Origin of the sequence: Zoogloea dura (genome assembly GCF_012927165.1) — a bacterium.
Lineage (GTDB): Bacteria > Pseudomonadota > Gammaproteobacteria > Burkholderiales > Rhodocyclaceae > Zoogloea > Zoogloea dura.
The window spans coordinates 80,675-99,944 of the sequence record NZ_JABBGA010000011.1 but is presented as its reverse complement, the minus strand read 5'-3'; the positions used below and the strand labels follow the sequence as shown (position 1 = coordinate 99,944).

Genomic DNA, 19,270 nt, shown 5'->3' with positions numbered 1-19,270 from the left:
TCAGCCGAACAGGGCCGCCAGGCCCGCGCCCGGGTCGTCCACACGCATGAAGGCCTCGCCGACCAGGAAGGCATTGACCTTGCTGGCGCGCATCAGGGCCACGTCTTCCGGGGTGAGGATGCCGGACTCGGTGACCACGATGCGATCGGCCGGGATCCGCGGCAGCAGGTCGAGGGTGGTCTGCAGGGACACCTCGAAGGTGCGCAGGTTGCGGTTGTTGATGCCGACGAGCGGGGTGCGCAGCTGCAGGGCCAGATCCAGCTCCTCGCCGTTATGCACCTCCACCAGCACGGCCAGGCCCAGGGATTCGGCCAGCGCCTCCATCTCCTGCATCTCGGCCAGGCTCAGGGCCGCGGCGATCAGCAGGATGGCGTCGGCGCCCATCGCCCGGGCTTCGTACACCTGGTAGGTATCCACCAGGAAGTCCTTGCGCAGGACCGGCAGCGCGCAGGCCGCGCGGGCCGCCTGCAGGAATTCCGGCGCCCCCTGAAAGAACTGCCGGTCGGTCAGCACCGACAGGCAGGCGGCACCGGCCTTCTCGTAGGCGACGGCGATCTCGGCGGGCCGGAAATCGGCGCGGATCACGCCCTTGGAGGGGCTGGCCTTCTTGATCTCGGAGATCACCGCGGCACGCCCGGCGGCAAGCTTCGCGCGGATCGCGCCGACGAAATCGCGGGCCGGCGGCTGGGCGGCAGCCTGCTCGCGCACGGCTGTGTCGGAAACGGCGAGCCGGGCTACGGTCACCTCCTCGCGCTTCACGGCGAGGATCTTGTTGAGGATGTCGGACATGGGGACTCTCGCTTTGCTCAGGCAAACTTCCGGGTGGCGGCCACGAAGGCCTCCAGCTTGGCGCGGGCGGCCCCCGAGGCGATCACCTCCCGCGCCAGGACGATGCCCTCGCGGATGGAGCCGGCCACGTTGGCGGTGTAAAGCGCCGTGCCGGCATTCAAGGCGACGATCTCGCGGGCCGCGCCCGGCTTGTTGTCGAGCACCCCCAACAGGACCGCCTTGGACTCGTCCGCATCGGCCACCTTGAGGTTGCGGCTGGACATCATGGTCATGCCGAAGTCCTCCGGATGGATCTCGTACTCGCTCACCTTGCCGTCCTTCAACTCGCCCACCAGGGTGGCGGCGCCGAGGGACACTTCATCCATGCTGTCGCGGCCGTAGACCACCAGCACATGCTCGGCGCCGAGGCGCTCCATCACGCGCACGCAGATGCCCACCAGGTCGGGGTGAAACACGCCGAGCAGGGTGTTCGGCGCACTGGCCGGGTTGGTCAGCGGGCCGAGGATGTTGAAGAGCGTGCGCACGCCCATCTCCCGCCGCACCGGCGCCACGTTCTTCATGGCGCTGTGGTGGTTGGGCGCGAACATGAAACCGATGCCGGTCTCTTCGATGCACTCGGCCACCTGCTCGGGCTTGAGGTTGAGATTGACACCCAGCGACTCCAGCACGTCGGCGCTGCCGGACTTGCTGGAGACGCTGCGCCCGCCGTGCTTGGCCACCTTGGCCCCGGCCGCGGCGGCCACGAAGATGGTGGCGGTGGAGATGTTGAAGGTGTGGGAGCCGTCGCCCCCGGTGCCCACCACGTCGAGGAACTTCGAGTCGTAGGGCACGTTCACCTTGGTGGACAGCTCGCGCATCACGGTGGCGGCGGCACTGATCTCGCCGATGGTCTCCTTCTTGACCCGCAGTCCGGTGAGGATGGCCGCGGTCATGACCGGCGAGACCTCGCCGGCCATGATCTGGCGCATCAGGGAGAGCATCTCGTCGAAGAAGATCTCCCGGTGTTCGATGGTACGTTGCAGGGCTTCCTGGGCGGTGATGGTCATGGCGGCGCTCCGGTCAGGCATGGGATTGTTCGAGGAAGTTGCGCAGCAGATCATGACCGCGCTCGGTGAGGATGGACTCCGGGTGGAACTGCACGCCCTCGACCTCCAGGGTCTTGTGGCGTACGCCCATGATCTCGCCGTCGTCGGTCCAGGCGGTCACCTCCAGGCAGTCGGGCAGGCTTTCCCGCTCGATGGCCAGGGAATGGTAGCGGGTGCAGGTCAGCGGATTGGGCAGGCCCTTGAACACGCCCTTGTCCAGGTGATGCACCGGCGACACCTTGCCGTGCATCAGCTTCTTGGCATGCACGATGCGGCCGCCGAAGGCCGCACCGATGCTCTGGTGGCCCAGGCACACGCCGAGCAGCGGGATCCTGCCGGCAAACTCCTTGATGGCGGCCACCGAGATGCCGGCCTCAGCCGGCGAGCAAGGCCCCGGCGAGACGACGATCTGGTCGGGCTTCATCAGGCCGATCTGCTCGACGGTGATTTCGTCGTTGCGGAACACCTTGACCTCGGCACCGAGTTCGCCGAAGTACTGCACGAGGTTGTAGGTAAAGCTGTCGTAGTTGTCGATCATCAGCAACATGGCTGGTCATCCTTTCCGGTCTTGTTCAGTCGCGGCACCGGCCGTAGCGGGCGGGTGCGCAGGGGAGGCAAACCCGGGGAGGGGCCGGCGCGCGGCCACCGCTCCCGTTCCGATCACAGCCGGGTGTCGAGCCCGGCTTCGGCGATCTCGGCGGCGCGCAGCATGGCGCGGGCCTTGTTCTGGGTTTCCTGCCATTCGGATTCGGGATTGGAATCGGCGACGATGCCGGCGCCGGCCTGCACATGGATCTGGCCGTCCTTGACCACCGCGGTGCGGATGGCGATGGCCAGGTCCATGTCGCCGTGGAAGCCGAGGTAGCCCACCGACCCGGCATAGATGCCGCGCTTGGTCGGCTCCAGCTCGTCGATGATCTCCATGGCGCGCAGCTTGGGCGCGCCGGACACGGTGCCCGCCGGGAAGGTGGCGCGCAGCACCGCCAGGGCGTTGAGCCCGTCCTTGAGCTTGCCTTCCACGTTGGAGACGATGTGCATCACGTGGGAGTAGCGCTCCACCGTGAATTGCTCGGTGACCCGCACGCTGCCGGTCTGGGCCACCCGACCGCAGTCGTTGCGGCCCAGGTCAAGGAGTTGCAGGTGCTCGGCGCGCTCCTTCTCGTCGGCCAGCAGTTCCTTCTCGAGGGCCACGTCCTCCTCGTGATTGACACCGCGCTTGCGGGTGCCGGCGATGGGACGCACGGTGACTTCATCATCCTCGAGACGCACCAGGATCTCGGGCGACGCGCCGACCACCTGGAAGTCCTCGAAGTTGAAATAGAACATGTAGGGCGAGGGGTTGAGGCTGCGGATCGCCCGGTACAGGGACAGGGGGCTGGCGCCGAAGGGCTTGCTCATGCGCTGGGACAGCACCACCTGCATGATGTCGCCCTCGACGATGTAGTCCTTGGCCTTCTGCACGGCCGCCTTGAAGGCGTCCTCGCCAAAGCTGGAGACGGCTTCGGCGGACGCGGCGCGGGTCTCGTCGGGCACCTTGACCGGCTCGCGCAGCTTGCCCAGCAGCTCCTTGAGGCGGCGCACCGCGCGGGGATAGGCGTTGGGCACTTCCGGCTCGGCATAGACCACCAGGGTCAGCTTGCCGGACAGGTTGTCGACGATGGCGATCTCTTCGGACAGCAGCAGCAGGATGTCGGGCGTACCCAAGGCGTCCTTCTTCTCGGTCCTGGCCAGGCGCGGCTCGATGTAGCGCACGGTGTCGTAGCCGAAGCAGCCCACCAGGCCGCCGGCAAAGCGCGGCAGGTGGTCGCGCGGCGGCACCTTGATGCGGTCCATGAACTCGGCCACGTAGTTGAGCGGATCGCCGTAGTCGCGGCGTTCGATCAGGCGGTCGTTGGCCAGCAGCAACACCGAACGGCCATGCACCTCGATGCGGGTGGAGGCAGCCAGGCCGATGATGGAATAGCGTCCGAAGCGCTCTCCCCCCTGCACGGATTCGAGCAGGTAGGTGTTGGGCGCATTGGCCAGCTTCAGGTAGACGGAGAGGGGGGTGTCGAGATCCGCAAAGGTTTCGAGCGTAACCGGGATGCGGTTATAGCCCTGGGCGGCCAGGGCGTGGAATTCGGCTTCGGTCATGGAGACTCCGGAAGTGCATGATGCTTTTTCGCGAGGGTATCACGGGGCGGGCCCGCGACCATTCAGGGCAAATTCAGGCGAACAGCCATGACCGGCCGCCGCATCCGCCAGAGCGGGGGATACGAACGGCAGGGAACTCCTCTACGAAGATCGTGCGCTTGCGGGTCACTGGAATGGTTTCCGTTTTTTCAGCCGAGAATGCGCGGGAGCGCTTCGACGAGGCTGGATAGTAGACCGTCGCATTCGATGCTGTCTACCGGCATGCCTTCGCTGTAGCCATAGGTGACCAGCAGCACCGGCATGCCGGCCGCACGGGCGGCCTCGGCGTCGTTGGCCGAATCGCCGATCATCAGGGCCTGCTCCGCCGTCACCCCGAGCAGCGCACAGGCATGCCGCAGCGGCGCCGGATGGGGCTTCTTCTCGGCCACGGTGTCACCGCTTACGGTGACGGCAAAGTAATCGGCCAGCCCCATGCGCGCCAGCAGCGGCCCGGTGAAGGCGGTCGGCTTGTTGGTCACGCAGGCCATCGCCACGCCGCGCTCGCGCAAGGCCTGCAGGGCCGGCACCACCCCGTCGTAAAGCAGCGTGGCCGCACCATTGACGTCGGCGTAGTGGCGCTGGAAGGCCGCCACGGCCCGCTCCATGTCGGCCTCGCTGGCCGTGCCGTGCTCGCTGAGGCAGCGCCGCACCAGGTTGAGCATGCCCTTGCCGACGAAGCTCCGGATCACCTCGATGTCATGGGGCGCCCGCCCCAGCTCCAGCATCATGCGGTGGCAGGCTTCGGACAGGTCGGGGATGGAATCGAGCAGGGTGCCGTCCAGATCGAAGAGGACGGCACGCACAGCGGCGGGGGGGTGCATGGCCATGAATACTCGCGATGGCCGCGGAGACTGACTGGCCTCGGCGCGGGCAGGAATGCAAAGGGAGTGAGGATACGGAGATCAGCCCCGGGACGCCAGCGCCCCCCCTCGCCTCAGCCGCTGGAGACAAACCCACACCAACAGCGCCACGACAGGAAGCGCCGCCAACCGGTTCACCGCCTCCCAGCCAAAGCGGTCAACCAGCGGGCCGGCACCAAAAGTGGCCAGGCTGACCACCCCGAAGACCAGGCTGTCATTGATTGCCTGCACCCGCGCCTTGTCCTCCTCGCGCCAGGACTCTGCCAGCAGGCTTGTCGCAGCGACATAGAGGAAGTTCCACCCCACGCCCAGCAGCACCAGAGCAACCTGGAAATGCGCCAGCGCCGTCCCCGACAGGGCCACGGCGACGCCCCCCAGCGTCAGCACACCGCCGAGCCCCATCACGGCCCGCGTGCCGACGCGTCCGATCAGCGCCCCCGTGAGGAAGGACGGCGCGAACATGGCCACGAGGTGCCACTGGATCACTCCAGCCGTTGCCCCGAAATCCAGCCGGGCACAGAGCATGGCCAGAGGTGTGGCGGTCATCAGCAGGTTCATCACGCCGTAACCCACCATCCCACCCGCCAGGGCCAGCCGCAGGCCACCGTCACCCAGCAGGCTGCGCAGGGGCCGGCACGGCAGGGTCGCCTCACCGGGAGAGGCCCGGGGCAGGCGCAGCGCCATGGCCAGCAAGGCAGACAAGAGCGTGCATGCCACCAGCCCCAGGAAGCTGGCCAGGAAAGGCGCGTCCAGCAGATCCCGGGTCACCCGCGCGATCGCCGGGCCTGCAAACGCGGCCAGCACACCGCCGCTGAGAGTCAGGGACACCGCCCGGCCCCGCGCTGCGGGCGGCACGGCCTCGAGCGCCGCAAAGCGGTAGAACTGCCCCACCGCCCCATACACGCCCACGCAGGCGGCACCGAGGCAGAACAGGGAGAAGCGCCCGAGAGCGATGCCCGCCGCCGCCAACAGCAGGCCCGCCCCGCCGCACAACGCGCCAGCCACGAATACCGGCCGCCGCCCCCGCTGCGCCATCAGGCGCGAGGCGAGCGGCAGGGCCATCAGGGTCACCAGGTATTGCAGGGCAAGCGGCAGGGTTGCGAGGGCGGCCGAATCGGCCAGCCGGGCCCCGACCAGCGCGGATGCGGACAGCAGGAGCCCGACCACCGTCATCATCAAGGCCTGGCTGAGAGTCAGCAGGATCAGGTTGCGGTTCATGGAGAGATCTCCGGAGGACTTTGACCCGTCCATGCTCGCCGGCTAGAGTGATGGCGTAAATGACACACACCCCACTTTTCATGCCATGTCCCGCATCCTCGGCCTGCTGATCTTCCCCGGCTTCCAGCTCCTCGATGCGGCCGGCCCCCTGGGCGCCTTCGAAGCCGCCAACGACTGTGTCCCCAACAGTTACCGGCTGGACATCCTGTCCCTCGACGGCGGCCTTGTGCCGAGCTCCGGCGGGGCCCGGCTGCTGAGCGTTCCCCTGAGCGCGGCGGAGGCGCCGGACACGCTTCTGATTGCCGGGGGGACCGGTGTCGATGCGGCCTCGGAGTGCTCGCTGACCCTTGCCTGGGTGATCCGCCAGGCCCGGGTCGCCCGCCGCACCGCGAGCGTCTGCTCCGGCGCCTGGCTGCTGGCCAGCGCCGGCCTGCTCGACGGCAGGAAGGCCACCACGCACTGGGGGCGCGGCCCCAGCTTCAGCCGCCGCTTTCCGGCGGTGCAGCTGGATGCGGACAAGATCTTCGTGCGGGACGGCCCGCTGTGGACCTCCGCAGGCATCACGGCCGGCATCGACCTTGCCCTGGCCCTGATCGCCGACGATCTCGGCGAAGCCGTGGCCCGCCAGGTGGCACGCCAGCTGGTGGTGTATTACCGGCGCCCCGGCGGGCAGTCACAGTTCTCGGAAATGGCGGACATGCAGCCCCCGGGCAGCCCCTTCGCAAACCTGCTCGACCACGTGCGACGCCACCTGGACGAACGACTGGACGTGGATCAGCTGGCCGCCCTGGCCTGCATGAGCCCCCGTAATTTCTCCCGCCGCTTCGTGCAGGAGGTGGGCGTCACGCCGGCCCGGGCGGTGGAGCGCCTGAGGGTCGAGGCCGCTGTCGCAGCCCTGGAGAGCAGCCAGGAAGCCGTCCAGGCGGTGGCCCGCCGTTGTGGCTTCGGCGATGGGGAAAGGATGCGCCGGGCCTTTCTGAGGGTGCTGGGAGTACCCCCTTCGGTCCGGCGCCGCGCTGGCGCCTAGATGCCGGCCAGGGCGCTGCGCAGATTGGCGAGCACCGAGTTGTAGCGCTGCGGGTCGCTGTCCTTCCCGGCACCGAACACAGCCGAGCCGGCCACGAAGGTGTCGGCGCCGGCCCGCGCGATCTCGGCGATGTTGTCCACCTTCACGCCACCGTCGATCTCCAGCAGGATCTGCCGCCCCGTGCGGGCCGTGTAGGCGTCGATCTTGGCCCGAGCCTCGCGCAGCTTGTCGAGGGCGCCGGGAATGAAGGACTGGCCGCCGAAGCCCGGGTTGACGCTCATCACCAGGACGATGTCCAGCTTGTCCATCACGTGGTCCATCCAGTTCAGCGGGGTGGCCGGGTTGAATACCAGGCCGGCCTGGCAGCCGCTGTCGCGGATCAGGCCAAGGGTCCGGTCGATGTGCTCGGAGGCTTCAGGGTGGAAGGTGATGATGTTGGCACCGGCCTTGGCGAAGTCTGGGACGATGCGGTCCACCGGCTTGACCATCAGGTGCACGTCGATCGGCGCCGTGGTACACGGACGGATGGCCTCGCAGACCAGGGGACCGATGGTCAGGTTGGGCACGTAATGGTTATCCATCACGTCGAAGTGGATCCAGTCGGCGCCGGAGGCGATCACGTTGGCGACCTCTTCGCCGAGCTTGGCGAAATTGGCGGAGAGGATGCTGGGAGCGATACGGAAAGTCATGGAAATGCCTGACGGGGTGGAAGCGGGAAGCTGCGCAGTGTACCCGCCCGCCCACCCAGCGCCAACGCGCAACAGGCGCGGCCTGCCCTGCGGGATTCGCCTGTTGCGGCTGAGCGACAATTCCGTTTCAATGACGGCTCTTCGAACCCCCTCCCTGCAGAGACAATGACCACCAGCTCTCACCCCAAGGCCATCGAGGTCACGGCGGTTGCCCACTTCATCGAAGAACAATCCAGCGTAGAAGCGGACCGCTACGTGTTCGCCTACCACATCACCATCCGCAACATCGGTTCGGCCAGCGCCCAGTTGCTGGGACGCCACTGGATCATCACCGATGCCGGCGGCGCGGTGCAGGAGGTGGAAGGCAGCGGTGTGATCGGCAAGCAACCCCTGCTGAAGCCGGGCGAAGCCTTCGAATACACCAGCGGCTGCACCATCGCCACCCCGGTGGGCACCATGAAAGGCCGCTACCAGATGGTGGGAGAGGATGGCGGGCACTTCGATGCCGACATCCCCGAATTCACCCTGGCCATGCCACGCACCCTGCACTGAGCCGGCGCGGCCGGCCAGCCCCCTGTCGTCGCTGCGCCGGTTCTTGACCAGGCCGCGCAACCGGTATCGATCCGCAGGCCCGGACTGACCGCATGCCCCCCAACGCAGTCCTCGTGCCACGCGGCCACCCGGCCCTCCGGTGAGGGACCTCCGGACCAGGCCGCCGGCACCACCGCACCGACTCAGGGCAGGCCGGACACCATGCGCGCTGGAGGCTGGCGCAAAAACTGCACGGACAGGCACTCGCAAAGCGCATAAATGCCAGGAAAATTAGTGATATAGATCACCGCGCAAGCCACCCGCGGAGAACCCGCCCCATGGCGGTGCCCGGCGCCGGAAAGGCGCACTACCGCAGTGCAGCATCAAGACCATTCCGTAGAGCGGGGCTGCGCAGAGGGTCGGCACAACGCTTGCTTTGAGTCTATCAATCAACAAGCCCGCCGACAGGCAACTCCATCGTGCAAGCCCAAGCAGGACGTCTCCGCCGCAACAGTTTCCTCACCGCCAGGGCCGTGGACCGGACCCGCATTCTCGACACCCTGGTCAACAACCTGGAGGGGATGGTGTACCGCTGCCTGGATGACGAGCACTGGACCATGGTCTTCGTCAGCCAGGGCAGCACCGGGCTGTGCGGCTATGCGCCGGCCGAGATCGTAGACAACGCCTTCATCAGCTGGGAGAACATCACCCACCCGGAAGACCGGGCCCGGATCCGCGAGCAGATCCGCCGGGCCGCGCGGGAAGGCCAGCGTTTCGCCGTGCAATACCGCATCCAGACCGCCGACGGTGAGACCCGCTGGGTGCTCGAACGCGGCATCACGGTACCCGACGAAGAAGGCCGGGTGGTCATCGAGGGCTTCATCGAAGACGTGACGCCCCGCCAGGCCACCCTGGACGCCCTGGCCCATTCCGAGCTGCGCTACCGCCACATCTTCGAGTACGCCTCCGAGGGCATCTTCCAGACCACCCGCGAAGGCCGCTACCTGGCTGCCAACCCGGCCCTGGCGCGCCTCTACGGCTACACCACGCCGGAGGAGCTGATGGCTGACCTGTCGGACATCGAGAGCCGGCTCTACGTGGATCCCGAAAGGCGCCGCCGCTTCCGCCACCTGATGGCAATGCACGGCGAGGTGATCAACTTCGAGTCCGAGGTGCGGCGCCGCGACGGCTCATGCATCTGGATCTCGGAAAACGCCCACACCGTACGCGGCCCCCAGGGCGAGTTCATCTGCTACGAAGGCACGGTGCAGGACATCTCCGAACGCAAACGCAACGACGAGCACCTGCGCCTGCTGGCCACCGTGTTCTCCAACAGCAACGAGGCGATCATCGTCACCGACGCGGAGAACCGCATAGTGGCCACCAACCAGGCCTTCACCAAGCTCACCGGCTACCGTCAGGAGGAGGTCCTGGGCCAGAACCCGCGCATCCTGTCAGCCGGCATCACGCCCCCCGAGGTCTATCGGGAAATGTGGGCCGACCTGGAACAGAACGGCGCCTGGCAGGGCGAACTGTGGGACCGCCGGCGGGACGGCGAGGCCTATCCCAAGTGGCTGTCCATCTCGATGGTGCGGGATTCCGCCGGCCAGGTGCAGAACTACATCGGCAACTTCATCGACATATCGGAGATGAAGGCCTCCGAGGAGCAGATCCGCCACCTGGCCCACCACGACACCCTGACCAACCTGCCCAACCGCTTCAGCCTCAACGAAAAGCTCGCGCAGGCGGTGGGGCTGTGCCAGCGCACCGGCATGTCCCTGGCCCTGATGCTGATCGACCTCGACCGCTTCAAGGCCATCAACGACACCCTCGGCCACCATGTGGGCGACGAGTTGCTGATCCAGGTGGCCAAGCGCCTGAGCGCCACGGTGCGAACCAGCGACATCGTGGCGCGCCTGGGCGGCGACGAGTTCGTGGTGGTCCTGCCGGACGGGGCCGACGCCACCGATGCGGCCCACGTGGCCGACAAGATCGTCCGCGCCATTTCCGCGCCCTACCTGATCAACGGCCAGGAGCAGCGCACCTCGCCCAGCATCGGCATCTGCCTCTACCCGGACGACGCCACCGAGATCGGCGACCTCCTGAAGAACGCCGACGTGGCCATGTACCACGCCAAGGCCATGGGTCGCGGCAACTTCCAGTTCTTCACGGAAGGCATGAACGCGGCGACAACCCGCCGCCTGTCCCTCGAGTCCGAACTGCGCAGCGGCCTGGAGCGCGAGCAGTTCGTGCTCCACTACCAGCCCCAGCTCGACCTGCGCAGCGGCCGGCTGGTGGGGGTCGAGGCCCTGATCCGCTGGAATCACCCCAGCCGCGGCCTCATCCCGCCGGCCGAGTTCATCCCGGTGGCGGAAGAGGCCGGCATCATCGACGCAATCGGCGACTGGGTGCTGCAGGAAGCCTGCCGCCAGCTCGGCGCCTGGCGCGAGGCTGGCCTCGACCCGCTGCGGATGTCGATCAACCTGAGCACCGGCCAATTCCTCGACAAGACCTTGCCAGCCCGTATCGCCGAGCTGCTCGAGGTCCATGGCCTGCACGCCGGCCTGCTCGACCTGGAAGTCACCGAATCGGTGTCGATGGCCTCCCCCAACGAGACCATCGAGGTGATGCGGGCCCTCACCGGCAGCGGCCTGTCCCTGTCGATCGACGACTTCGGCACCGGCTACTCCTCGCTGGCCTACCTCAAGCTCTTCCCGATCCGCACGCTGAAGATCGACCGCTCCTTCGTCAAGGACATCGAGACCGACCCCAGCGACGCTGACATCTGCGACGTCACCGTGCTGCTGGCCCACCGGCTGGGGCTGGAAGTGGTAGCCGAAGGGGTGGAGACCGAAGCCCAGCTGAAATTCCTGCGCAGCATCGGCTGCGAGAAGATCCAGGGCTACCTGATCAGCCCGCCCGTGCCGGCGGCGCAGATCGAAAGCCTGGTCCGCCGCCACCCGCCGATCGAAGCCGGCGGCAGTGTCATCCTCTGGCAGGCCGCCTGAACCGGACGTGGGCAGGCAGCCCCCCTGCTGCCCGCCCACGCCTCTCCCCGGGCCAGAACTCGATCGGCCCTCGTCGGGCCTTCAGCGCGCCGAATGCCTCAATAAACGGAGGCACTCCAGCGTGGATGCCAGATCCACCGCCAGGACGTCGTCGTCGTTGCGCACGTAGGCATCGGCCCCAGCCGCCAGCAGGGCTGCGACGATCTCATCCCGGCCACTGGAAGCCGCATACATCAGGCAGGTCGCTCCCACGTCATTGCGGTTGTCCAGGTCGATGCCCGCGGCCACCAGGATCTGGATGGCGGCCGGTTCCCGCGACACGCAGGCCAGCCACAGCGCATTGTTGCCATCGCCATTGCGCAGCTTGATGTCCGCCCCGGCGGCCAGCAGCTCCTGCAGCAGCTCGCAGCGGCCAAGCAGCGCAGCCCGCATCAGCGGCGTCAGGCCATGCTCGCGGGTCGCATCCAGGTTGCCCGGGTCGAAACCGAACTCGGCCAGGAAGGCACGCAACCCGGCGCTCGCCCCGGCGGGCAGGGCGGGCGAGCGGCGCCCCGCCTCACTGGCCGCCAGAGCCGCCACCAGCGGCTCGAAGCCACCATCCACGCTATACACCTCCGCGTAGCGGAAGTCGGCAAACATCTCCGCGAAAACCTGGCTGGCATTGCCGTGATAGCAGTAGACCAGGACCGGCATGGCCCGCGGCAGGCGGCCGAACACCTCGCCAATGCCGGCCTCGGTGAGGTGTTCGGCACCCTCCACGTGACGGTGCTCGAAGCTGGCCCGGTCACGCACGTCGAACACGGCGGGCCCGGGTAACTGGCCATTGCGCCCGCGCCGGATCAGGTCGGCAGCCCGGGTCGCGTCAATACGGAGAAAGCCGCGGCGAGCGCGGGCAGGTGTTTCGGTCTGGCTCATGCTGCGGGCTCCTCGGCCAGGAATGGATAGGCCGGCGTTGTCTCGATACGGGTGTCGTCCACCGACAGGCCGATGGTGAAGTGGTACAGGGCCTGGAAGCAGGCCACGTCGATGCCGGCCGCCTCGTGCACCGGGTCGTCAAAGAAGCAGCCGATGCCGGTGCCGCGCAGGCCCATCGCCTCGGCTTCGAGATAGAGCGTCTGCCCCAGCAGCCCCGCCTCGCGCAGCAGGTCCCGGTAGACGGCGGGTACGGCCTCCACCAGGGGCTCAAGGGGCGCGAGCATGCCGAAGGCCAGGCAGGCATTGGCGGCGATGTCCTGGTGGCAATGCAGGCTGCGGACAAAGCGGCGCAGGGCCACCGGCTCCATGGCCTGCAAGCGGAGCAGGCCGGACGGCGCCAGCACCGGCTCGCCGGCCAGTGCCAGCCCTCCGGTCAGCGCCCCGCTCCACGGGCCCCGCGGCAGCAGGTAAAGCCCCGGTGCCAGGCCCTCCACCCGATGCACGAAGAGCAGCAACGACACCCGTGCCTCGACATCCGCCCGCAGGACATCGAGCAGGCGGGCGAAGCCCGTGGCGCTCATCACGTGCGTGGGGTCGAAGCGCTGGGCGCTGCGCCGGCCGAGGATCAGGGCGGCTGGCTGGAGCGGAGGCAAGGCCCGGACCACCGGGGCCAGGCCGCAATCGTCGGGGCGCCGGGTGGCCAGCGCCACTTCGTCGATGAGTGGCCAGCGGAACATCGGAAAACGGTCGACCTCGCTGGCCACTCCCTGCCAGTCAGCCGCGCCACTCACCGCCCGCAGCGCTTCAGGGCTCAGCTCGGGGGCCACCTCCGCCGCCCCGTCGCCCAGGTCGAGGGCCAGCAACACCTCCGCCTCCTCATGGCTCACGTCGGCGCGCCGGCCGGGGAATTCCGCGGCCCGGTCCACCCCCAGCAGGGCTGCCAGCGTGTCCGTTCCGACCCGCCCCTGCTCCACCGGGCGCCAGCCCAGCAGGGCGGCGGCGTACTGCAGCGCACCGATGGCATGGCCGGTATCCAGCTGGCAGTAGCGGAAAGCCCGCTCGCCGTACTTCCAGGCCTCGCGCCACATGACAGTGCTCAAACCGATGGCCAGCGCCCGTCCCGCCGCAAAGGGCTGCGGATGGCGTGCCCGCAGCTCGAGGGCGTGGCGATCGGGGAGGTAGTGATACAGCCCGTCGGCCATTTCCGGGAGGCCGGCCGCCAGCACATAGACCTCAACTGGATGCAGATTTCCGCTGGACGGATTGGCCCGCAGCGCCCAGCGATCGGGGCCCAGGGATTTCCACGCGGTCAGGCCGAAGGAGAGATGAAGCAGGGCTCCCAGGGCGGCCAGGTCGGCGACGGCGGGCCTGCTTGGCGGTGACGTCAGCTCGGCAGCCCTGGCCAGCGGCAGGGGAAGGACGGCGGCCCCCTCGTAGTGGCGGAAGGGCTCGGGCCGGGCATCCCAGTCCAGCGTGGTCGGCCCCGACGCAAAGGCGGCGAAGTGGTGCTTGGTACGACGCTGATAGACGCCGACCACCTCACCGGCCGAAAGGCTTACGGCTGGCATGGATATCGTTGGGGCAGAAGTCGGCATGGGCTGACAAAAAGAGGTCTCCCCGCCCACTCAGCAAGATCAGTGCCGGGGCTTGCCACTCGCCGGCGCTGCATCCGCAAACCCGCGCAGCTGCGGGCCTGCAAAGACTTGCAGCACATCGCCGGGCAAGCCTGGACAGCTCAGGCAGCCGCGCTGGCGTCAGCATTTGTCGGCTTTCCCACAGGACATGACGCCCCCTGCGCCAGAAGAGACCTCCTTCTGACCTATGTCAAATTTTCATAAAAGAATTGTGAACTATTCCCAAGAAACCCTTGGCGCTGCCGTAATGACCTGCAGCAGCCCCCGACGCCCATACAGAGCCCACCGGAATTCAATCAATAAGAAAAGAGTAGAGCACGCCCTATGTGGATCAACCGGAAGCAATACGAGCAACTTCAGAACGACCTCCAGGCCAGCCGCAACCAGGAACAGGCACTGCAAGGCGAAATCAATACCCTGCGCGGCGAAGTCGATGCGCTCCGCCGTACCTACTCCGACAAGGAACGCCGCTGCGACGATCTGCTGTCGGTGGTGCAGCGCATGGCCGAGTTCGGCAACTCCCTGTCTGGCGCCCAGGGCAGCCTGGCCGAAATGGCCGGCCTGCTGCGGGACGAGAAGGTGAAGGCCGTAGAGGCATCCCATGTTTCCCAGACCAGCGGCCAGGCCACCACCGAGATCGCCGAGAACCTGCAACGCCTGGCCGCCGAATCCGAGAACTCGGCCCGGGAAGTGGACGCCCTGGCCCAGCGCGCCGACGAGATCAGCGCCATCGTCAAGCTGATCCACGGAGTGGCCGACCAGACCAACCTGCTGGCCCTCAATGCCGCGATCGAGGCCGCCCGCGCCGGCGAGGCCGGCCGCGGCTTCGCCGTGGTGGCCGACGAGGTCCGCAAGCTGGCCGAGCGCACCTCCACCGCCACCGCCGAGATCTCTACCCTCGTCACCCGTATCCGCGAGGACTCCACCCGCGCCCGCAACAGCATGGAAAGCCTGTCCCAGGCCGCCGGCCGCTTCAGCGAGCGGGGCCAGAAGGCCACCGAGGACATGAAGCTGCTGATGAGCCTGTCGGGCAACATGGAAGGCGTGATCGCGGGCAGCGCCATGAAGAGCTTCGTCGAGGTGGCCAAGATCGACCACATCGTCTTCAAGTTCCGCATCTACCTGGCCATCTTCGGCCTGCTCGACCTGCGCGCCGGCGAGGTGGCCACCCACACCGGCTGCCGCCTCGGCAAGTGGTATTACGAAGGTGAAGGCCGCGCCTGCTTCAGCAAACTGAGCGGCTACCGCGAGATCGAACCCCCCCACATCGAGGTGCACCGCGCCGGCGTGGCCGCCCTGGAAGCCCATGCATCGTCCGACATGGCCGCGGTACTGAACCAGCTGGACATCATGGAACGGGCCTCCATGCGGGTGCTCGACAACCTGCAGCAGATGGGTACGGCGGCCATGGACGATCCTTCCGCCCTGTGCCACGCAGACGGCGGGCACACTCACTAAGCCGCGCGGAGGCCGGGCACGCGCATTGAGTACCCCCCGGGCCGGGCGACGTCATTGACTCCCCCGCCCCACCCGCCGAGAATCGAGCGCCATGCCCAGCCTCGACACCCTCTTAGCCTTTCTCGGCCTGTCCATCCTGATCACCCTGGCCCCCGGTCCCGACAACCTGATGGTGATCGGCCTGGGCCTGGCCCGCGGACGCCGCGCCGCCTTTGCCTTCGGCATGGGCTGCGCGGCCGGCTGCCTCACCCACATCGCCTGGGCCACCCTCGGCATCGCCGCACTGATCCGCAGCTCCGCCGGGCTGCTGCTGGCCGTGAAGCTGGCCGGCGCGGCCTACCTGCTGTGGCTCGGCATCCAGGCCCTGCGCAGCGGCGGCAGCATCGCCCCGGCCAGCGCCGGGCAGCCCCAGGCCTGGCAACGTGACCTGCGCCGGGGCTTCCTGGCGAATGCCCTCAACCCCAAGGTCGGCCTGTTCTTCCTGGCCTTCCTGCCCCAGTTCACCGACCCGGCCCACGGCAGCGTGAGCCTGCAGATGGGCGTGCTCGGCCTGCTCTTCGCGGCCCAGACCGTCCTCATCTTCGGCGGCCTGGCCCTGGCCGCCGGGCGCATCGGCGCCCTCCTGGCCCGTCGTCCGCGGCTCGGCCCCTGGCTCGACCGCCTGTGCGGCATCCTCTTCATCGGCTTGGCCCTGCGCCTGGCCACGGACGGACTTCGTCCGGACTGACCCTCTTTCAAGGACATCACCTTGCGACGTGCCCCCTCCGGCCCCCAGGCCCTGCCCGCCAGCGGCGACCGCCACGACTGGCAGACCATCAAGAAGCTGGTGCCCTACCTGTGGGCCTACAAGTGGCGGGTGCTGTTTGCCCTCGGCTGCCTGATCTCGGCCAAGTTCGCCAACGTCACCGTGCCGCTGATCTTCAAGCAGCTGGTGGACGGGCTCGACATCACCCGCGAGCAGGCCATCATCGTGGTGCCCGCGGCCCTGCTGGTGGCCTACGGCGCGCTGCGCTTCTCCACCTCGCTGTTCACCGAGTTGCGGGAGATCGTGTTCGCCCGGGTCACCCAGGAATCGGTGCGCGAGATCTCGCTGCAGGTCTTCGGCCACCTGCATGCCCTGTCGCTGCGCTTCCACCTCGAGCGCCAGACCGGCGGGCTGACCCGTGACATCGAGCGCGGCACCCGCTCGATCGGCTCGCTGATCAGCTACACGCTGTACTCCATCCTGCCCACCTTCGTGGAGATCAGCCTGGTCATCGGCATCCTGCTGGTGAAGTACGAACCCAGCTTTGCCATCATCACCCTGGTCACCCTGGTGCTCTACGTCACCTTCACCTTCAAGGTCACCAACTGGCGCACCGCCCTGCGCCGCCAGGCCAACGAGCTGGACTCCGCCGCCAACGCGCGGGCCATCGACAGCCTGATCAACTATGAGACGGTGAAGTACTTCAACAACGAAGCCTTCGAGACCCGCCGCTACGACACCGAGCTGAAGAAGTGGACCGCCGCCCAGATCACCAACCAGAAGTCCCTGTCCCTCCTCAACATGGGGCAGGCGGCGATCATCGCGGTGGGCGTCACCGCCATGATGTGGCGGGCCGCCCTGGGGGTGTCCAACGGCAGCATGACCCTCGGTGACCTGGTGCTGGTCAATGCCTTCCTGATCCAGCTCTACATCCCCCTCAACTTCCTCGGCGTGCTGTACCGCGAGATCCGCCAGGCGCTCACCGACATCGAGCGCATGTTCGGCCTGATGGGCACCCACCGGGAGGTCGCCGACGCCCCCACCGCCGGAGCCCTGGCTCGCGGACCGGCCGAGGTGCGCTTCGAGCAGGTCGGCTTTGCCTACGACCCGAGCCGCCCGATCCTGCACGCGGTGGATTTCTGCATCCCGGCCGGCGCCACCGTGGCAGTGGTCGGCCACTCCGGCTCCGGCAAGTCCACCCTGGCGCGACTGCTGTTCCGCTTCTACGACGTGCAGCAGGGCGCCGTGCGCATCAACGGGCAGGACATCCGCCAGCTCACCCAGGACAGCCTGCGCGCCGCCATCGGCATCGTTCCTCAGGACACCGTGCTGTTCAACGACACCCTGTTCTACAACATCCAGTACGGCCGCCCCGAGGCCAGCCGCGAGGAGGTCGAGGCCGCCGCCCGCGCCGCCCAGCTGCAGGACTTCATCGCCCGCCTGCCCGACGGCTGGCAGACCCGCGTCGGCGAGCGTGGCCTCAAGCTCTCGGGCGGCGAGAAGCAGCGCGTGGCAATCGCCCGCACACTGCTCAAGAACCCCGACATCCTGATCTTCGACGAAGCCACCTCGGCCCTCGACTCGAAGACCGAGAAGGCCATCCAGGCCCAGCTCGACGCCGCCGCCCGCGGCCGCACCACCCTGATCATCGCTCACCGCCTGTCCACCGTGATGAACGCCGACGAGATCATCGTGCTGGACCAGGGCCACATCCTCGAACGCGGCAGCCACGCCGAACTGCTCGCCCGTGGCGGAGCCTATGCCCAGATGTGGGCCCTGCAGCTCGAGGAAAGAGCCGCCGAAGAGGAACAGACCGCCGCCTGAGCCCACTCCAGGCACACAGCAGCAACAAGGCCGGCCGCGACAGCGGCCGGTGTCGTTTTTCACGCCCTGTCGCGACGTCCTGGACTTTGTCTTCACGCAACCTATTTTTACAAAGTGAATAACAAAAAATGCCTCCTGACGGCCCCGCCCGCGTCCGGCGACCATGCACCCATCCACTTCGGTCTTCCTCGATCTGCTGCGTTTCTCGGCAGCCTGCGTGGTCTTTTTCAGCCACGTCACGGCGCGCGAGTTCAACACCGTGTGGCCCTGGGTGCGCTGGGGGCATGAGGCTGTCGTCGTCTTCTTCGTCATGTCGGGCTTCGTCATCGCCCACGTGATCCAGGGCCGGGAGGGAGATGCCCGGGAGTTCGCCGCTGCCCGCCTGGGGCGACTGTATTCCGTGGTCCTGCCCGCCCTGCTCCTCACCGCCTTGCTCGACCCCTTCGGTCGCCAGGCCGCTCCCGCCCTCTACGCTGACGTCCCCGCCGATCACCCGGCGCTGCGCCTGCTGATCAACGGCCTGTTCCTGCAGCAGAACTGGAACCTCACCGTGATGCCGCTCTCCAATGGCCCCTTCTGGTCGCTGGGCTACGAGTTCTGGTACTACCTGATCTTCGGCACAGCCATGTTCGCCCGCGGCCGGGCCCGGCACGTCCTGCCCGTGCTGCTGTGCCTATGCGCCGGCCCCCGCATCGTGGCTCATTTCCCGCTCTGGCTGCTCGGCGTGCTGGCCTACCGCCTCGATCGCAACTGGCAACCCGCGGCACGCTGGCGCCTGCTTCTGCTGGTCGGCTGCGGCGCAGCCCTGCTGGCGATCCTGACCTTCGGCAACCCCCTTGCCCCGCTGCGCCACAGCCTCGCTGCCGCCTACCCGGACAACCGGATAAACCTGGCCGGCCTGCCCATCTTCCTCGGCGACATCCCCAAACTCCCGGAAGACCTGCTTGTCGGGGCGCTGATGGGCCTGCTGATCGCCTCGGTCCGCGCAGCGGCCGGCGCGCTGAGGCGCTGGCCCCGGAGCGTCGCGGCGATCCGCTACCTGGCCGGCTCCACCTTCACGCTCTACCTGTTCCATGTGCCCCTGCTCTATTTCTTCACGGCCATCCTGGCTCCAGAGCCCGGCTCCGCGCTGCAAACCGGCCTGGTGGCGGCGCTGGTGTTTGCCTGCTGCCTGGCCCTCTCCCATGCCGGTGAACGCCGGGTGGGCCAATACCGGCAAGTCTTCCGGCGCCTGCTCGGCGCCTCGCACAAGGCAGCCCCGGCGGCCCCTTCCGGCTGACGCCCGGGGCGCATTCCCCACCCACGCCGAAAGCGT

General features: G+C 67.9%; 16 protein-coding genes. 7 read left to right on the top strand and 9 right to left on the bottom strand.

All coding sequences use genetic code 11. From position 1 onward, the window contains the following. The 6 genes from trpC to HHL15_RS14590 all read right to left on the bottom strand — a co-directional run bounded on the left by trpC (position 1) and on the right by HHL15_RS14590 (position 6,124). On the bottom strand, positions 1-789 hold the full coding sequence (gene trpC, locus HHL15_RS14615) for an indole-3-glycerol phosphate synthase TrpC (RefSeq protein ID WP_169146520.1): 789 nt from the start codon (positions 787-789) through the stop codon (positions 1-3). Positions 790-806: 17 nt separating this feature from the next. Further along, positions 807-1,835 (bottom strand): anthranilate phosphoribosyltransferase, encoded by a 1,029-nt coding sequence (trpD, locus tag HHL15_RS14610; RefSeq protein WP_169146519.1) that lies wholly within the window; start codon positions 1,833-1,835, stop codon positions 807-809. A 13-nt stretch (positions 1,836-1,848) separates the two neighbouring features. Next, positions 1,849-2,421 (bottom strand): aminodeoxychorismate/anthranilate synthase component II, encoded by a 573-nt coding sequence (locus tag HHL15_RS14605; RefSeq protein WP_169146518.1) that lies wholly within the window; start codon positions 2,419-2,421, stop codon positions 1,849-1,851. A gap of 113 nt (positions 2,422-2,534) precedes the next feature. Next, positions 2,535-4,007 (bottom strand): anthranilate synthase component I, encoded by a 1,473-nt coding sequence (gene trpE, locus HHL15_RS14600; protein WP_169146517.1) that lies wholly within the window; start codon positions 4,005-4,007, stop codon positions 2,535-2,537. A gap of 188 nt (positions 4,008-4,195) precedes the next feature. After that, the gene (locus tag HHL15_RS14595; RefSeq protein ID WP_169146516.1) at positions 4,196-4,873 is read right to left on the bottom strand and encodes a phosphoglycolate phosphatase; all 678 of its coding nucleotides are present in this window, start codon (positions 4,871-4,873) and stop codon (positions 4,196-4,198) included. A gap of 75 nt (positions 4,874-4,948) precedes the next feature. Continuing rightward, on the bottom strand, positions 4,949-6,124 hold the full coding sequence (locus tag HHL15_RS14590; protein ID WP_169146515.1) for an MFS transporter: 1,176 nt from the start codon (positions 6,122-6,124) through the stop codon (positions 4,949-4,951). Positions 6,125-6,209: 85 nt separating this feature from the next. Between HHL15_RS14590 and HHL15_RS14585 the strand changes: the two genes are divergently transcribed. After that, on the top strand, positions 6,210-7,151 hold the full coding sequence (locus tag HHL15_RS14585) for a GlxA family transcriptional regulator (RefSeq protein WP_169146514.1): 942 nt from the start codon (positions 6,210-6,212) through the stop codon (positions 7,149-7,151). Here HHL15_RS14585 and rpe read toward each other — a convergent pair. Next, positions 7,148-7,840 carry a ribulose-phosphate 3-epimerase gene (gene rpe / locus HHL15_RS14580; protein ID WP_169146513.1) on the bottom strand — a complete coding sequence of 231 codons (693 nt, stop codon included), beginning with the start codon at positions 7,838-7,840 and terminating at the stop codon, positions 7,148-7,150. The genes HHL15_RS14585 and rpe overlap by 4 nt on opposite strands. A 165-nt stretch (positions 7,841-8,005) precedes the next feature. Here rpe and apaG point away from each other — a divergent pair, with 165 nt between their 5' ends. Next, positions 8,006-8,392, top strand: a complete 387-nt coding sequence (apaG, locus tag HHL15_RS14575; protein WP_169146512.1) for a Co2+/Mg2+ efflux protein ApaG — start codon at positions 8,006-8,008, stop codon at positions 8,390-8,392. 458 nt (positions 8,393-8,850) lie between these two features. Further along, positions 8,851-11,379 (top strand): sensor domain-containing protein, encoded by a 2,529-nt coding sequence (locus tag HHL15_RS14570; RefSeq protein WP_169146511.1) that lies wholly within the window; start codon positions 8,851-8,853, stop codon positions 11,377-11,379. 81 nt (positions 11,380-11,460) lie between these two features. Here HHL15_RS14570 and HHL15_RS14565 read toward each other — a convergent pair whose 3' ends face one another. After that, positions 11,461-12,294, bottom strand: coding sequence for an ankyrin repeat domain-containing protein (locus HHL15_RS14565; protein WP_169146510.1), 834 nt, complete (start codon positions 12,292-12,294; stop codon positions 11,461-11,463). Continuing rightward, positions 12,291-13,862, bottom strand: coding sequence for a SagB family peptide dehydrogenase (locus tag HHL15_RS14560; RefSeq protein ID WP_235943404.1), 1,572 nt, complete (start codon positions 13,860-13,862; stop codon positions 12,291-12,293). The genes HHL15_RS14565 and HHL15_RS14560 overlap by 4 nt, the downstream gene beginning before the upstream one ends. Before the next feature lie 390 nt (positions 13,863-14,252). On the opposite strand from HHL15_RS14560, the gene HHL15_RS14555 reads away from it, so the two are divergent. From HHL15_RS14555 to HHL15_RS14540, 4 genes are all read left to right on the top strand, one after another. Further along, positions 14,253-15,386 (top strand): methyl-accepting chemotaxis protein, encoded by a 1,134-nt coding sequence (locus HHL15_RS14555; protein ID WP_169146508.1) that lies wholly within the window; start codon positions 14,253-14,255, stop codon positions 15,384-15,386. Between the two features lie 91 nt (positions 15,387-15,477). Then, positions 15,478-16,113 carry a LysE family translocator gene (locus HHL15_RS14550; protein ID WP_169146507.1) on the top strand — a complete coding sequence of 212 codons (636 nt, stop codon included), beginning with the start codon at positions 15,478-15,480 and terminating at the stop codon, positions 16,111-16,113. A 21-nt stretch (positions 16,114-16,134) separates the two neighbouring features. Beyond that, a complete protein-coding gene (locus HHL15_RS14545; RefSeq protein ID WP_169146506.1) occupies positions 16,135-17,955 on the top strand; it encodes an ABCB family ABC transporter ATP-binding protein/permease in 1,821 nt (606 codons plus the stop codon). Between the two features lie 163 nt (positions 17,956-18,118). Then, positions 18,119-19,234, top strand: a complete 1,116-nt coding sequence (locus HHL15_RS14540) for an acyltransferase family protein (protein ID WP_169146505.1) — start codon at positions 18,119-18,121, stop codon at positions 19,232-19,234. Positions 19,235-19,270: the final 36 nt, after the last annotated feature.

What these genes read in the sequence shown, in the direction of transcription:
- rpe (WP_169146513.1), bottom strand. Translation starts at nt 7,840, where the DNA reads ATGACTTTCCGTATCGCTCCCAGCATCCTCTCCGCCAATTTCGCCAAG.
- apaG (WP_169146512.1), top strand. Translation starts at nt 8,006, where the DNA reads ATGACCACCAGCTCTCACCCCAAGGCCATCGAGGTCACGGCGGTTGCC.
- HHL15_RS14565 (WP_169146510.1), bottom strand. Translation starts at nt 12,294, where the DNA reads ATGAGCCAGACCGAAACACCTGCCCGCGCTCGCCGCGGCTTTCTCCGT.
- HHL15_RS14550 (WP_169146507.1), top strand. Translation starts at nt 15,478, where the DNA reads ATGCCCAGCCTCGACACCCTCTTAGCCTTTCTCGGCCTGTCCATCCTG.
- trpD (WP_169146519.1), bottom strand. Translation starts at nt 1,835, where the DNA reads ATGACCATCACCGCCCAGGAAGCCCTGCAACGTACCATCGAACACCGG.
- HHL15_RS14560 (WP_235943404.1), bottom strand. Translation starts at nt 13,862, where the DNA reads ATGCCAGCCGTAAGCCTTTCGGCCGGTGAGGTGGTCGGCGTCTATCAG.
- trpC (WP_169146520.1), bottom strand. Translation starts at nt 789, where the DNA reads ATGTCCGACATCCTCAACAAGATCCTCGCCGTGAAGCGCGAGGAGGTG.
- HHL15_RS14540 (WP_169146505.1), top strand. Translation starts at nt 18,119, where the DNA reads ATGCACCCATCCACTTCGGTCTTCCTCGATCTGCTGCGTTTCTCGGCA.
- HHL15_RS14595 (WP_169146516.1), bottom strand. Translation starts at nt 4,873, where the DNA reads ATGGCCATGCACCCCCCCGCCGCTGTGCGTGCCGTCCTCTTCGATCTG.
- HHL15_RS14605 (WP_169146518.1), bottom strand. Translation starts at nt 2,421, where the DNA reads ATGTTGCTGATGATCGACAACTACGACAGCTTTACCTACAACCTCGTG.
- trpE (WP_169146517.1), bottom strand. Translation starts at nt 4,007, where the DNA reads ATGACCGAAGCCGAATTCCACGCCCTGGCCGCCCAGGGCTATAACCGC.
- HHL15_RS14555 (WP_169146508.1), top strand. Translation starts at nt 14,253, where the DNA reads ATGTGGATCAACCGGAAGCAATACGAGCAACTTCAGAACGACCTCCAG.
- HHL15_RS14585 (WP_169146514.1), top strand. Translation starts at nt 6,210, where the DNA reads ATGTCCCGCATCCTCGGCCTGCTGATCTTCCCCGGCTTCCAGCTCCTC.
- HHL15_RS14590 (WP_169146515.1), bottom strand. Translation starts at nt 6,124, where the DNA reads ATGAACCGCAACCTGATCCTGCTGACTCTCAGCCAGGCCTTGATGATG.